Source organism: Candidatus Hinthialibacter antarcticus, from assembly GCA_030765645.1.
Taxonomy (GTDB): Bacteria; Hinthialibacterota; Hinthialibacteria; order Hinthialibacterales; family Hinthialibacteraceae; genus Hinthialibacter; species Hinthialibacter antarcticus.
Genome location: JAVCCE010000063.1, coordinates 123,149 through 137,712, shown reverse-complemented (window position 1 = coordinate 137,712; position 14,564 = coordinate 123,149). Strand labels below are relative to the sequence as shown.

9 protein-coding genes are annotated in these 14,564 nt (G+C 50.4%); all 9 read right to left on the bottom strand.

Annotation, left to right across the window (positions count from 1 at the left end; genetic code table 11):
* Positions 1–5: 5 nt before the first annotated feature.
* The gene (locus tag P9L94_15645) at positions 6–4,220 is read right to left on the bottom strand and encodes a response regulator (protein ID MDP8245518.1); all 4,215 of its coding nucleotides are present in this window, start codon (positions 4,218–4,220) and stop codon (positions 6–8) included.
* 135 nt (positions 4,221–4,355) lie between these two features.
* Complete coding sequence (locus P9L94_15640; GenBank protein ID MDP8245517.1) at positions 4,356–5,558, bottom strand: glycosyltransferase; 1,203 nt, start codon at positions 5,556–5,558, stop codon at positions 4,356–4,358.
* Between the two features lie 17 nt (positions 5,559–5,575).
* Positions 5,576–6,811, bottom strand: a complete 1,236-nt coding sequence (locus P9L94_15635; protein MDP8245516.1) for a response regulator — start codon at positions 6,809–6,811, stop codon at positions 5,576–5,578.
* A 27-nt stretch (positions 6,812–6,838) separates the two neighbouring features.
* On the bottom strand, positions 6,839–7,834 hold the full coding sequence (locus P9L94_15630; protein MDP8245515.1) for a Gfo/Idh/MocA family oxidoreductase: 996 nt from the start codon (positions 7,832–7,834) through the stop codon (positions 6,839–6,841).
* Between the two features lie 18 nt (positions 7,835–7,852).
* Positions 7,853–8,842 carry a Gfo/Idh/MocA family oxidoreductase gene (locus P9L94_15625; GenBank protein MDP8245514.1) on the bottom strand — a complete coding sequence of 330 codons (990 nt, stop codon included), beginning with the start codon at positions 8,840–8,842 and terminating at the stop codon, positions 7,853–7,855.
* 69 nt (positions 8,843–8,911) lie between these two features.
* Entirely contained in the window at positions 8,912–10,567 is a 1,656-nt protein-coding gene (argS, locus tag P9L94_15620; protein ID MDP8245513.1) for an arginine--tRNA ligase, read from the bottom strand.
* A complete protein-coding gene (locus P9L94_15615) occupies positions 10,557–13,316 on the bottom strand; it encodes a hypothetical protein (GenBank protein MDP8245512.1) in 2,760 nt (919 codons plus the stop codon). The genes argS and P9L94_15615 overlap by 11 nt, the downstream gene beginning before the upstream one ends.
* Positions 13,317–13,407: 91 nt before the next feature.
* Positions 13,408–13,863: a ribosomal protein S18-alanine N-acetyltransferase gene (gene rimI / locus P9L94_15610; protein ID MDP8245511.1), complete on the bottom strand. Its 456-nt coding sequence runs from the start codon at positions 13,861–13,863 to the stop codon at positions 13,408–13,410.
* Complete coding sequence (tsaB, locus tag P9L94_15605; GenBank protein ID MDP8245510.1) at positions 13,860–14,564, bottom strand: tRNA (adenosine(37)-N6)-threonylcarbamoyltransferase complex dimerization subunit type 1 TsaB; 705 nt, start codon at positions 14,562–14,564, stop codon at positions 13,860–13,862. The genes rimI and tsaB overlap by 4 nt, the downstream gene beginning before the upstream one ends.

The window sequence follows — 14,564 nt, the reverse complement described above, 5'->3', positions numbered from 1 at the left end:
ATATTTTACGCACTCCCGCCGCTGTTTTTAAAGTCCATCATAAACTGAAACAGATTTTCTTTTTCGTTATCAATGGCGTTCAGCCCCGTTTCTAAATTTTGCCAATCCATTTCCAAAGCGGCATTTTCAACTTGATTAAGGAGTTCAGCCAAGTGCATTGCTGCAATGCTAGTCGCGGCGCTTTTAGCCGCATGGGTTTGCGTTCGAAGCTGCTCCGCATCTTGTGAATTCAACGCCTGTCTTGCGGCATCAATATAAATTGAAAGGTCCTCGCGAGAGGCTTCAAATAATTCATCAATCAGATCATTCGAATCGATGCCAAGATCAGATTTTAACAGGTCAAAATCCACAGAAGGTTTTTGAACTCTAACATCAGAAATAGCATCAGGCGTCCATTTTTCCAGCATATCAACCAGTCGGTCCATTCGGACTGGCTTGGAGAGATAGTCATCCATTCCCGACGCAATACACCGTTCACGGTCGCCAACGACGGCATGAGCGGTCACAGCGATGACGGGGGTGTGTTTATCATTCTCCGCTTCCCGCTCTCGAAGGCGCTTGGTAAATTCAAAACCGTCCATCACTGGCATCGAGCAGTCAGCAAATATAATTGAAAACTCTTTGGCTTCCGTTAAATCAAGCGCCTCTTTACCATTTTCAGCGAACTCGCAAGGGATTCCCAATTGTTCCAACTGTTTTTTAGCAAGCGCCCGATTACTTTTTGTATCATCGACAACTAAAACGGGAGGACGGTGAGAATATGTTTGTGTAAAGTCAGGATATTGATTTTGCTGTTCGCTTTCTTTAAAGACGGAAGTCGATTGAGTGATACGATTTGAAGGCGAATGAATACGTCGTAATTCATCACTGTTGGGGATACTCTGAAATACATAATGATAGCCCATGCGCCTCGCTTCGAATTGGATTGAAGGATCGATAGTCGGGTTGATGAGAACGATTGCCGATAGAAGTGAAGGAGGCATTAAATTTAAAGGTGGTGGATTGTCGAGTGATGAAGTTATATGAGAAACCGTCGATTTGCCGTCCCATGATTCCCAGTTTTTAATTCGATGAGATTGAATCCCCATCTCTGTTAACACACTCTCCACTTGGTTTGCTAATTCGATTTGTGATGGATCGACCAATAAAACAGAAATCAGCGATGAATTATTTTGGGGCTCCTCACCTTCTTCTATAACCTGCAAAGGCAGCATAAATGAGAAAATGGCGCCAAGACCAAGCATGGCGTCACAATCAATCGAGCCTCCCATCAAATTGATGATCCGCATGCAGATCGACAACCCAAGGCCTGTTCCCAGATTGATCGAATCGCTTTGCTGTTGAGAAAAATCTTGAAACAGTTGGTCTTTTTTTGACGTATCAAAGCCAATGCCAGTATCGATAACTTGAATCTGTAGCGTGATCCGGCCAAATGATCTTGGTTTCGAATCAACTCGTATAAAAATCCCTCCTGTTTTAGTGAACTTGATCGAATTGCCAATCAAGTTGATTAACACCTGTCGAATGCGAAAAGAGTCGCCGTTACATCGTCTTGGAAGTGAGGGATCAATGTCGGCAATCAAGTAAAGACCTTGCTGAGAAGCCCGAATGCACATCATAGAAATAATTTCTTCGAGCAACTCACGCGGAGAAAATGGCGCTTCATCCAATTCAAACTTTTCCGCTTCAATCTTTGAATAATCGAGAACGTCTCCAACGATAATCTGTAAGGTTTGCGCTGCCAGCGAAGCCGAACGCATAAGATCGCGCTTTTCGTTCTCTTTCTTGACGATAGACATCAGTTCCAGATTGCCAATGATTCCATTCAGCGGCGTACGGATTTCATGGCTCATTCTCGCCAAAAAAATCGATTTGGCGTCTGCTGCCTTCTCTGCTTTGTCTTTAGATTTTTTTAATTGTTCTTCACTAATCGCCAGCGCTTTATTACTTGCGATCAATTGAACATGCCGTCTTATCGCATAATAAGCAAAAATCAGAGTAAACGTCGATGCAACAGCGGACCATATCAAAAACGCTGATTGAAAATACCACGGTTTCAATACTGTAAAGTTGAAAAAAGGAGGTGTCGGATCAATGTTGCCATTTCTATCCATCGTACGCGCTTCGATGACATACTCTCTCGCCGGCAACCCATTGAAAAACGCCATTGAATTATTTGTGAAAGGACTCCATTGCCCTTTGTTCAAGCGATAAGAATAATAGAGGCGTCCCGGTTCGGTGTAGTTCCACTTATCGCGACCGGAGAAAACGAAATTGGCTTTACCGTTCGATGGAATTTCACTGACATTCTGCTTGGATGAGATAATTGTTCGGGGCGGGTTCAGGTCATGCGAATGAGAATATACAGATAGTCCCAAACGTCCGCCAGCCCACATTTTCTCATCTGATGTCCTTAGCAAAGTGTATATTTCACTGTCCTGGAGACCATCTTCGATGGAGTAACTGAGCCATGAGCCATCTGAATAATGGTGAATGCCCGTGTTAGAGATCGCCCAAAAGCCTTCTTCTCCGTCTGATTGAATACTGTTTACTTTGCTCAGACCGCCAGAACGCAATTCACGCCACGCGCCCTGATACGATTCTTCAATGAAATCTTCACCGGCCAACAATAGCCGTCGATCACTGCTTTGATGAATGACATGAACCGGCCTCCCGCTCCAGGCGAGTTCTCCTCTCATGTCTTTAATGGTTCCGTCTTTGAGATGGTAAACAGAATGCCTATCGCTAATCCAAAACCCTGAATTGCCATCTGATATGAACGAAGAGATATTCTTAAGCGGGATGGCAATGTCATGAACCGTTTCATATCGCCCGTCAATGAAACGCTCCATTCGTTGACGCCCATCAAGCATGGTTAGAATGAGTAAAGAACCATCGCGATCTTGTTCAACTCGACCGACGATAATTCTTCCTGTCTCAGGAAAATACTCAGAGAACGTCTCCAGGTCTGAATTGAGATGCCATATCTGTTTCATTGAAATGACATAGACGCCGCCATCCGCTGATTCATGTAATCCATTACGAACGATGTAAGTATTTGGCGGTAATGGATAGGAAGAGAATGTGCTGTCATCAAAGTGGATCAGCATATTTCTTGCAACAAACCAGATTCTTCCTTGTGAATCGACCATACTTTCCCGAATATGATCAACATTTTCGGGAAGGGCTGCGACATTTTGCCATAGAGGCTCAGAATATAGCGCCACTCCTGCTGGAGATGCAATCCAGAATTGTTTTTTAGAATCTGTTATGACATCATAAATGTTTCGAATAAACTTATTCGTTTTGAGGAAATATTCTTTTCCGTCTCTTACATGAACAAGTTGATGAGTATGGTTCCTCGCCACATAGTTGTAATACCAATATGAACTTTCTGTTCCAAGCCAACCTTCCACGAAGTCTCCACTGTGAACAAGTTGCCAATTGCCCTGAAGAAAGCGTAACAAACATGCACCAGCGCCAACGATATCAGCTGTCCCAACAATTTCATCATTGTCATAGGCGTGCAAATATCTCAAATTACGGAGTTTTAAGTTATTTGGAAATGGATAGTGTTTTAACGATTGTTCTTGGTCAATGAGGCCATTTGTCAACGATATTGACGCCAGACCTGTCAAACCAGCGATCCAAAGCGTCTTTTGAGTTGGAGAAAGATAAAATTCATTAAATGACTCTAAGAGCGTTTGATCTGCTTGTAGTATTGTTGTGGTATTTTTTTCTTTTAAGTCATAAAAAAGCAATTCGTTTTTTGTGAGAATATAGTATTCACCATGATGATAGGCTTGGGTTTGATGGTCGCCGTCAACGCCTTCGATCAGATGGACAACCCATTGATTGTTATCAAGAATCTGAAGTCCATTCTCATGCCTGGCCCATATAATTTCTTCAGGAGTATCGTGAATTTCTAAATGCTGTCCTGGTGCTGGAATTTCTCCAATGTTGTAACCATCAATCCAGTTTGCAAATTTATCGTCATTTCCGTGTGTAACCCAAACGCGTCCATGAGTCGATCGATTTAGAGTCGTAACCCAATCCGAGGACAGCCCACCTTCTTTTTGCCAATAGCGCCATTGAAGAAGATCGGCGTTTTCGACGCGAATCAATTCGCCAATTGCAGACGCAGGGAAAGGGTTTAGTAGAATAAAGAATGAAAAAAAAATTGGCTTTAGACAGATCGAAAAGCAGGAGAATTGTTTCACTTAAAAATCCATATCTCTTGGTTGAATCATTATATATAGAAAGTTGATCTTATCCAGATATTTTTTATCTGCTTTCAGGCAACTCGATGTACACAATTCAAAATTGTAAAGCGGATGATCTCAAAAAACCGTATATCAACCTGAATCAGTCCTACGCTTCAGCAACGATTGATACATTTCAATCTGCTGACGAATGACCACGTCCCAATCAAACGTCGACTCCATCAAGGCGCGCGCGGATTCACGCAAGCGCCTCCGTGTTTTTTCGTCGCGCAGTAATTCTACAATCGAATCACTGAACTCCGGGCCGAGTTCTTTCACCAAAAGATGTTCGCCATAGTTGAGCCCCAGCCCCTCGCAACCGACCGGCGTACTTACGACTGCGCGGCCTGACGCCATAGATTCTAAAATCTTTAGACGGATGCCTCCACCCACCCGAAGCGGGACTATATACACCCAAGCCCGTTTCATATAGATAGAGATATCATCAACTCGACCCGTCACATGAACGCCGTCGCGTCCATCAAAGGCCCGGATATCGGCGGGAGGCCCTGCGCCGACAATCCAACATTCCGCCCCGGAGACCTGCTCTCGAACAGACGACCAGCACTCGTTCAAAAACTCCCGCACGCCGTCCGCATTGGGGTAATACGACATCGTCCCCGTAAACACAATGGCGGGCGCGGCGTCCGGTTCCTCAAGATAGGGGTAGGCCTGCAGGTCGACGCCGGGGCGTTGGTAGGCGATGTTGATTCGGGGTTCATGCCCCGCCATTACGTCGCGATCAATGGGCGAGATCGTCAGCACATGATCAAATTTCAAACAAGCCTGGCGTTCAAACCAGCGCGTCCTCCGCCCTTCAAACCAAGCCGCCATTTTGATAATAGGATTGCGCGTCGCCTGAGAAAAACGCAACAGCACATTGCCTTCGATATTCTCTTTATAATGAATTTGCAAGCAGGGTTCATCGCCGCGAATGGCTGTCGTCGTATAAAAATTTTGCGCATGAACAATATCGATTTGACGACTACGCACCATGTCTTGCACATAACGCGCCATGTCGCGATTATAAAAGCGGTGCGCTTTATACGGCCAAGTTGAAACACACGAACGCAGCAGAGTCAGCAGATCCCATTTTTGTTTTGCGGGAAACGCTTTGACGCTGGCGCAAGCATTTTCAACAACCGACAAGTGGTCTAATTCATCGGCATGATGATACAAACAAGCAACATGAACTTCGTGGTTTTGCGCAAAGCGCCTGACGGTGTTCCAGGTCACGATGCGGCCGCCGCTGTGGGGCGGATAGGGAATTTGAGGTAAGAGAAATAAAATTTTCACGGCGCCGTCCGACAAGATTACGCAGTGCCGCCAATCAACGCGAGACAACGCAGCGCCGCCGCCCGCACCGATTCGGTTTTTTCGCGCTCGCTAAATTCCGGGTGAATGAACGGGTTGCGCAAGTGCTGCAACATAATCAATTCGCTTGACAGTTTGGTGACGCTGTCGTCATCCAACCCTTTCATATTTAGGGGATTTTTGATAATCACCTTGCCCTTGCGGTTGGAGAATTCATGATGACGTCCCCAACAAAACAAAATAACGCCCAGCGCCTTGAGACCGTCGGGTTTATATTTATCGCGATGCTTAATAATTCGCTCTAACACTTGGCGGGAAATATCTGAATTGATTTCCAGGTTTTGCTGTTGCACGGAGCGGATCAGATATTGATTAAAAAAGATATCCAGATTACGCAGCGTAGAGTCATAGAGTTGGTCTGCAAGTTTTTCGATATTGCTCGTGGTCAACAGCCGGTTCACTTTGCGGCCAATGCGTTGTTTGACTTCATTCTCCACCGCAAACGAGTACGAAAAGCCAATGTTTCTTGAAACCGAAACTGACGACGCCGAAGGCGACTGCTGCAAGTGCTCCGCCAGCGCCAGCATGGTGCGGGTTTCGCTTTCAAATTTTTCGATGTCCGGCAATTCTTGCTTTAGCAATTCAATTGCGGTTTCGTAATCCGCATCCGTATACCCTTCCGCCGGTGCGCGTTGAGGCGATTCGAGTTGGTCAATCATTTCGTAGGCGCGGCTTTTGAGGCCCGCATCGAGTTCCTGATCTTGTAAGATGATTTGAATTTCTTCACGCAGGCCCTCTGAATCGCCTCCGTTATGCAAACACTCATCTACTCGTTCATGCATTTGATGGATGCGGTTTAACTGGTCGAAAATTTTATCCAGCCCTTTGTAGAGCGTGTCGATTTCCGCGTCGATGCGCGACTTGCTCAACACCAGCATGGCGCCGTATTCACGCGCCAATGCGCCTTCATCAAATGTGCCGACGGCGGAAATCATAATCATGGGCAGGCTGGGGTGCATGCGTTTGACTTCACGAATGAACTGCAAGCCCTCGTCGTGCGTCCGCATATCCAAGTCGGTAATGACCACGTTGGGGTCATGCGCGCCGATCGATTCCAAGCCGCGGTCCATATTGTCCGCTTCCTGCACTTGGTATCCGGCTAAAGTTAAATTTCGTTTGACCGCAGCGCGATACTGCGCGTTGTCATCTACAATCAATAAGCGTTTTTCAGACATTCTCCCACCCAATTCATCTCGATCATTTTATGACAACGGCAATGCAATTTGCGCGCCTGCGTCGCGGGAACGATACGCCGCGAGAGCAACTTCAACCGCCTTCAAGCCATCGTGTCCCGTAATGGGCGGCGTACCCGGCTCTTGAACGACTTTTAAAAACGCCTTAATAAGGCCCAGGTTTAAATCATCGCCCCAATACGCCCACTCGCTTTTCACGGCGTCATTATTGTATATCTCTATCTTTTGATTGAAGGCGTCGAGCGTAATCGTCCCTAAGTCGCCGACGATTTCCATGGTGACGTCGCCCCATGTTGGAAACGACTGATTGGGACGCGACCAAGACGTATCAAGCGTTGCGAATACGCCGCCTTCAAATTCCAGCGACAGCAGCCCCGCGTCTTCGACGGCAAGTTCAGGATAAAAACGCCGCTCAATCTCCGCATAAACGGACGTGACTTCGCATTGCAGCAGCCAGCGCCATAAATCAATCACATGGACGGTGTGGTCAATCACGGCGCCGCCGCCGGACATCGCAGGTTCAACAAACCAGCCGCCCGGCATGGTCCCGCGATTGGTCCCTTTGAGCGCAACGATGTTACCGAGTTTTTCTTGTTCAAGAATCTGACGTACGCGATAGGCTGATGTGCTATACCGGCAAGGAAACGCAATCATCAATGGCGACTGGGCGCCGTCGCAAGCGTCAATCATGGCTTGCGCGTCAGGAATCGTAATGGAAATCGGTTTTTCGCACAGCACAGGCTTCTTCGCTGCTGCGGCTTGGATGACGTGGTCTTTGTGCTTTACATTTTCGCTACAAACAATCACGCCGTCCGACTCGGCTAACAAGTCGTCGAGTTTCTCAAAAAAACGGACGCCCAATTGTCGACAAGCCTCTTGACCGCGCGGCGCATCGTCATCATAGACGCCGACGATTTGGGCGCGGTCGGGCAATTGCCGCAACGCCTCCGCATAGTGGAACGCATGCATGTGAGCGAATGAAATCAGTCCGATGCGAGAAACCATAAGTTCACCTTTGTTTGATTATGCAACTGCGTTCAAATGAACGGGCGCTTTCTGTTCCATCGACTGGGCCGCCGCATCCGCCAACCGCAACGCCTCCAGCCCTTCATCACCAGTACAAGGATTATCGCCAGCGCCTTCGAGACATTGCACGAAACGCTCCAATAAATCGAAATGCGCGGGCTTAATAACCGGGCTTTCAGAGAAAAAACTGCGCCCGCTGCTTTTGAAGTCAATCAGCGAGATTTGCAGCGCCCAGGCGTTTTGGTTGTCATAGCGCAACAGGCCTTTGTCGCCCGCCGCCTCGGCTTGCAAACAAAATTGACCATAATGGCACCAAGAGGATTCAACATGAACAATGGCGCCGCTCGACAATCTCAAAACGGCCAGCGCATAGTCTAATTGTTTGATGTCAGCGCGACCATGCATCCCCCGGCAGAACACGCGCTCTACCGGGCCAAAGCACCACGTCAGAAAATCGAGTTCGTGAATCATCGCGTCAAGCACCACGCCGCCGCTGGAGGCGACGTTTGAATACCACCCGCGCGGATGAGGCGTACGGCGCGACAGCCTGACAACGCCCGGTGCGCCAATGGCCCCGGCGGCGATGCGGTCGCGCATCATCTGATATTCACGATAGCCGCGCAACGAATGGCCAACGGTCAACGTCAATCCTTTTTGGTTGGCGAGTTTGACCAGTTCTTCGCCTTCTTTGGCGTCGCGCGCCAAGGGCGTTTCTACATAAACATGCTTGCCCGCTTCGAGGGCGTTGCGGACGTGAAAAAAATGAAAGGGAGTGGGGGCCGCAATGATGACCGCATCAATGTCGTCGCGTTCCAGCAATGTCTGCGCGTCGCCAACCGCTTGGGCCTGCATGGGGGTTGCGACTTTTTCCGCGCTGCCAGGGTGCGTATCAGCGACAACCGCCAACGATGCGTTTGGGATATGACGAATCGACTCCGCATGAGCGCATCCAACATTGCCAGCGCCAATAAGACCGAAACGGACCATGAATAATCTCCTCGCCTGTTCGTTCTATTTCAAATACATGCCCATGCTGCGCAGCCCAATGCTATCATGCTACATTCGTTCGGGGGCTTCAACCTTCAAAATCGAAAGGCCGTTGCTCATCACCTGACGCACCGCCAAGACCAAATGCAAACGCGCCGCGCTGCCTTCAGGGTCGGCGGCGTCGAGCACGCGCTGCACCTGATAATAACCGTGAAACGCCTTCGCCAAGTCTTCGAGATACGCGGGGATCTGATGCAGTTCGAGTTTTTCCGCCGCGTCCATCACCACTTGGGGATAATAAAACAACTTCAATAGCAACTGCCGCTCGCGCTCCGCCGAAAGAATTTCCGGGTTGTACTCGCCCAAGGAAAATGGAACGCCCTTCTCTTCGGTTTTTTCTTGCATGCTGCATGCGCGCGCATGAACGTATTGCAAATAGTACACCGGGTTTTCCATGGATTGTTGTTTGGCGAGGTCCCAATCAAATACCATTTGAGAACTATAGCTGCGTTGCGCGAAGAAATAGCGGGTCACGTCGGCGCCAAGTTCCTCCACCATGTCCGCTAATGTCATAAATTGTCCTTCACGAGTGGAAAGTTTAATTTTTTCGCCGCTGCGTTGAATGCTAACCATCTGGTTCAGCAGGTAGATGAGATTTGAGATGTCGTAATCAAACACGCCCAGCGCAATCTTGACCCGCTCGACCTGGCTGTGGTGATCGTGGCCCATCACGTTGACCAGGCGGTCGAACCCCCGCGAATATTTTTCACAGTGATACGCAATGTCAGGCGTCACATAGGTCGGTTCGCCGTCGCTTTTCACCAAGACGCGGTCTTTGTCGTCGCCGTGATCTGTGGTCTTAAGCCAGACGGCGTTTTCTTTTTCGTAGGTCGCGCCTTTGGCGGCGAGGTCGTCCAGCGTTTTCTGCACGGCGCCGCTATCATGCAAGGTACGCTCGCTGAAGGTGGTATCAAAGTTCACGCGCAGCCGACGCAGATCGTCCATGATGATCGACATAAGCACATCAGCGGCGAATTCAGTGAATGGGCGCCAGTCATCACAATCAAGCAGTTCGTCGCCGCGAGCGGTTTTCAGCGCGGCGGCGATGATGCGGATATAGTCGCCCTTGTATCCATTTTCGGGCAACTCCGCCTCGCGTTCATGTAGTTGCAAATAGCGCGTCTGTACTGAACGCCCCAACATTTCCATCTGGACGCCTGCGTCGTTGTAATAATATTCCCGCGTGACGCCGTACCCGACCGCCTTTAACAATTCCGCAGCGCCGTCGCCGACAATGGCGCCGCGCACATGGCCGACATGCAGCGGGCCGGTCGGGTTTGCGCTGACAAATTCCACCAGCGCGGTTTTGTTCGCGTACCGGTTCGAGCGCCCGTAGTCACCACCGTTATGAATGATTGAATTCAGCATCTCAATCAAGATTGAGTTTGCCATTGTGACATTGATAAAACCCGGACCGGCGATGGCGGCGGTTTCAACAAAATCAACTTGATTGAGCGCATCCACAAATTGCTGCGCCAATTCGCACGGCGATTTTTTGAATGGTTTGGCGAGGATCATAGCCGCATTGGTCGACAGATCGCCGTGGGTTAGGTCTTTCGTAGGAAAAAATTCCAACGCAGGCAATTCAATAGCCGAACCCTGCGCCAGTTGGTTTGCGGTTTCCGCCAAGACGGCGTTCAGCCGTTTGACAACGTCATAGTACACGCTCAAAAACCTCCACGCTCACCGGCCCCAATATGCCCGCCGGACAAGCCTCAATTGAATAACGGTTACGATTCTGATTCGCCGCATGAAAGACAAATAAATTTTGACCGGCTTTTACTTTTCCGGTGATATCGAGCCGCCAGGGTGCGCGCCAACATTTGCCTACGCGTTCGCCATTGATATAAACGTCAACCGCTGAACACACATCGCTGAACGTTAGCGCCAAGCGGCGATTGACATGCTCTTCAGGCGCCACCACATTCTGGCGATAGACGCCGACGCCCGCATAAAATGGATAGCCGTTGTCCGCCCAAGACTCGGCGGGCATCTTGAGAGACGGGGTCGCCAAAAAGAGGTCCCCGTCTTGTTCAACGACAGCGAAATCTCCGTGGATCCAACAAGGGCTTGGCGCGGGACGCGGCTCGCCCCATTCCACGCAACGAACCACCTCGATGGTATTACGTCCCAACACGAGAAATGGCTCTATTGGAATCAGCGCTACTCCGTAATCGACTTCGAAATCCACATACCCGCCATTGATCGACAGAATATCGCTCTCATCCAACCCATACGCAATCAACAACGCCGGGTCAAATGTTTCTAAGACTTGGAACCAAGTGGTATAACGGTGTTCCATCACAAATTCACCGGGACGCGCGGTCGGATCGGCGGTTTGCGACAGCATCCATTCATGCAGCAGCAAATCGTTTCCATTTTGCGCATGAAAGAAAAACGGCTCCGGGACAGGAATCACATCCGAGCGAGTCTGAGGCGTTTCGACAATGAGCGCGTCGTCCGGCTTGGTCGTGCTCGCGAGCAAAAACAGCGAGCCGTTTGATTCGAGTTCGACGGGCAGAGACGTGTTCGCGTCTACTTCATAAATGACTTTCGCCGTATCCAAATCAGCAATATAAACGGTTTGAGCGCCCGATGGCGTCAAAATCGAATCGAGATACCGATCCGGCGACGCGTTCGACATTAAATAGGCCGGGCCGTCTTCTGTATGAAACGGCCGGGTTCGCAACCACGCGCTGCCCGGCGTCCAGGAAAACACTGGACGCACCCACTCTTTCAATAGCGGTAACCACTGGCTTGCGGCATACCGCACCGTCTCGCATTCTTCCATCCATTGCTTGAGACGAACTTCGCTGGATTCGGTCGCGCCGTTGTCGGCCACAACGGAGGGATAGTCGCCCGCAAATAAAACCAGACCGCCTTGAAACGCGAGGCCTTCGATGCGCTTCATGGTTGATTCAGGCAAGAGGACCGCAGATGAAATCAACAATACCGCATAGCGCCGTTTGGCGCCGTTGGGCGTCGACAGCGTAAAGTAGCCTTCTTCGTCGAATTGAAGCGCGTCAAGTTTCCCCTCCGGCATCCAATCAAATGTGTACCCCGCCGACTGAAGCGCGTCTTCGGTTTCGCGCAATGAGTGCTCCCACTCCATCGCGCGCTGCCGGCAATGCGGGTCCAGCGAAAACGCCGCTTGCGCGGAGCCGAATGGGTCAAGCGCCAAAACCGAAATGTCCGCCGCGCCGGATTGCGCAAACGATGCAATGCGCGCCGCGTATCGGTTAAAGCCGTCGATCCAAGGTTCTAAGGGGTCTTCGGTCGGGTCTTCGGTCGGGTCGTTGGCGCCGCCGTTTGGACGGGGCTTCGCGACTAAGCCGGGATAAAAATTCACCAATTGACGTGAGCCATGCAGAAATTCACGGTCTGCGATTGCAGCCAAATCGCCAATGGAATCATAATCGTCATCGCCAAGAACGCCCCAACCCTGCCCACCATTCAACCAATCCAACACGGGCGTAGAAGGCGGCAGCGGAGAACTCGGAAACGGCGGTTCGTTCCATTCGGACAGCCCGGAGAACTTCCAGTGCATCCGTTCGGAAATGGTTGTGAGCGGTTCGAGCAACGCCTCGCGCCATATTTTTTTTAGTGCGCCCCGAAAGAGCCAGCGGTGTCCTTCGCCGCCCGCGTCAGGCGTGAAGAGAAATGGAAGTGATTCTAATACATCCGTTTTGTATAACAGCGTAAAGGCCTCGGCCATTTCGTCACACCAAGGCGCGGTCATGGGTAAGGCAAAGTCGACTTCTTCAGGCGGGAGAAACACGCCGTCAACCAGAGTGCGTTCTTCACGAAACACATCAGCCAACAGGCCGAAGGTCTCGCGATATAACGCCCGCATCGCGTCAGGCCGGAAGGGATGAATACGCTCTGCAACTTCAAGAATATCAAACGCAAAAAAACGGTCGACCGCCAGCGGCGCCATGCCTTCAACCACGCCGCCGCGATACAACTGCGTGATATCCATCGCGCGTCCGCCTTCGGTCATACCAAGAATGAAGGCTTGATCGAGCCGTTCGCTTAGTTCCCAACGGACGCTCTCGCCCGACAGAACCTCTTTGCGATCTATATATTGGATTAATTGCAAGCGGTATTTGGGTTCTGACAACGCCAATTCACGCGCCACCGCGCCGTGAATAAACAGCGGGCCGCCATGCAGCCAGACGCTCAGCCCTAACTCGCGGGCGCGCTGCATCGCCGGAAAGAAAAAACCGGGCGCGTCTTCATCAATCAACAGCGATTCAACGCTGATATCATCCAACATCACTCCGCCCCAACCCCGGTCGCGAATTGCGCGCAACTGGCGGTCGACGTCAGCGGCGTCCCAACTGGGATCAGGCCCCCAGATGGTAATCGGGCGAGAATTTGGCGGCGGCTGCCGTAAGGCGTCAAGCCATTTCATCAATTTAAATCAACCAATGCGATATTTGTTATTTTTCAGCATGGCGTATGGTATCAGTGGGTTGAATCTGACCAAAGGGTGGAGATGCTTTTCAATTGGCTTCGTTTAACGAAAGTCCTAAAAGCAGAGCGTCTTCGATAGGGTCTTCATAATAGCGCTTTCGCCGCCCGATTTGTTCAAACCCCAATCCCTCATAGAATGAACGCGCTGAAAGATTCGACTCGCGTACTTCAAGAATCACTCGCTGCGCTTGTTTTTCACGCCCGGATTTTATCGCGTCCTGCAAGAGAAACGTCGCGACCCCCCGGCGGCGGAAATCAGGATGCACGGCGATGTTGGTAATCTGAATATCATCTTCGGGAAACAACCAGAACAGGCAATACCCCGCCAATCGCTCGTCCATTTTTGCGCCGCGAAAATAATTGAACGATTCCACCTGAAATTCGGCTTCAAAAAAATCACGTTTCCAGGGATCGCCGAATGACAGATTTTCGATCAAACAAACCGCATCTAAGTCACTCGACGAAAGATCAACGATGTGAATCATGACTTTGTGGCGCTCCGGCGTTGTTTCCAGGTCACTTCCGCCTGTGACGCTGCCAGATAATGCGGCAGCAATGCGTCGGCTGAAACGGCGCCGCCATCCTGAATTTCCTTGAACGCCCGTTCCGCCAAGACGGCGGGGTTCGGCGTATTCAATGTATCTGGCGCTTCGAGAAAATCGTCGCCAAGCACTTCGCGCAACATGTCACAATAAATCGGCGCCGCAGGCCCATAAATGATCGTCTTCTCTTGAATCAACGGGAACAATTCATCTGTTTCAATATAGAGTTCATCGCTTTGCGGCTGAGGCTCTCCATTGTCCCACGCAAACAAGCGCGTATAAATCCAACCTTTTCGCGCAGCGATCAGCGGGCAGAGTTGGGCGCCCGCGTGCGGCGCCTGCCACGCCAGGAGGTCTAACGTCGGGACGGCGACGCATGGCAAGTCACGCGCAGCCGCAATTCCCTGCGCGGTAGCGATACCCACCCGCAAGCCCGTAAACGAGCCTGGCCCCACGCTGCACCCAACGGCGCCGATATCCTGAAGCGCAACGCCGCAGCGTTGCAACAATGCATCCAACGCGGGCATCAAGCCTTCACTGTGCGTTAAATCCACACTGACGCTGAGCGAGCCAATCAAGCGCTCCTCATCGCGCAAGGCAACGCCGCCGGTTGAAGTAGAAGTATCAATCGCGAGTAAAATCAT

Excerpts from the sequence above, each read along its gene's own strand:
- P9L94_15635 (MDP8245516.1), bottom strand. The coding sequence starts at position 6,811 with ATGTCTGAAAAACGCTTATTGATTGTAGATGACAACGCGCAGTATCGC.
- P9L94_15630 (MDP8245515.1), bottom strand. The coding sequence starts at position 7,834 with ATGGTTTCTCGCATCGGACTGATTTCATTCGCTCACATGCATGCGTTC.
- P9L94_15625 (MDP8245514.1), bottom strand. The coding sequence starts at position 8,842 with ATGGTCCGTTTCGGTCTTATTGGCGCTGGCAATGTTGGATGCGCTCAT.
- P9L94_15615 (MDP8245512.1), bottom strand. The coding sequence starts at position 13,316 with ATGAAATGGCTTGACGCCTTACGGCAGCCGCCGCCAAATTCTCGCCCG.
- rimI (MDP8245511.1), bottom strand. The coding sequence starts at position 13,863 with ATGATTCACATCGTTGATCTTTCGTCGAGTGACTTAGATGCGGTTTGT.
- tsaB (MDP8245510.1), bottom strand. The coding sequence starts at position 14,564 with ATGATTTTACTCGCGATTGATACTTCTACTTCAACCGGCGGCGTTGCC.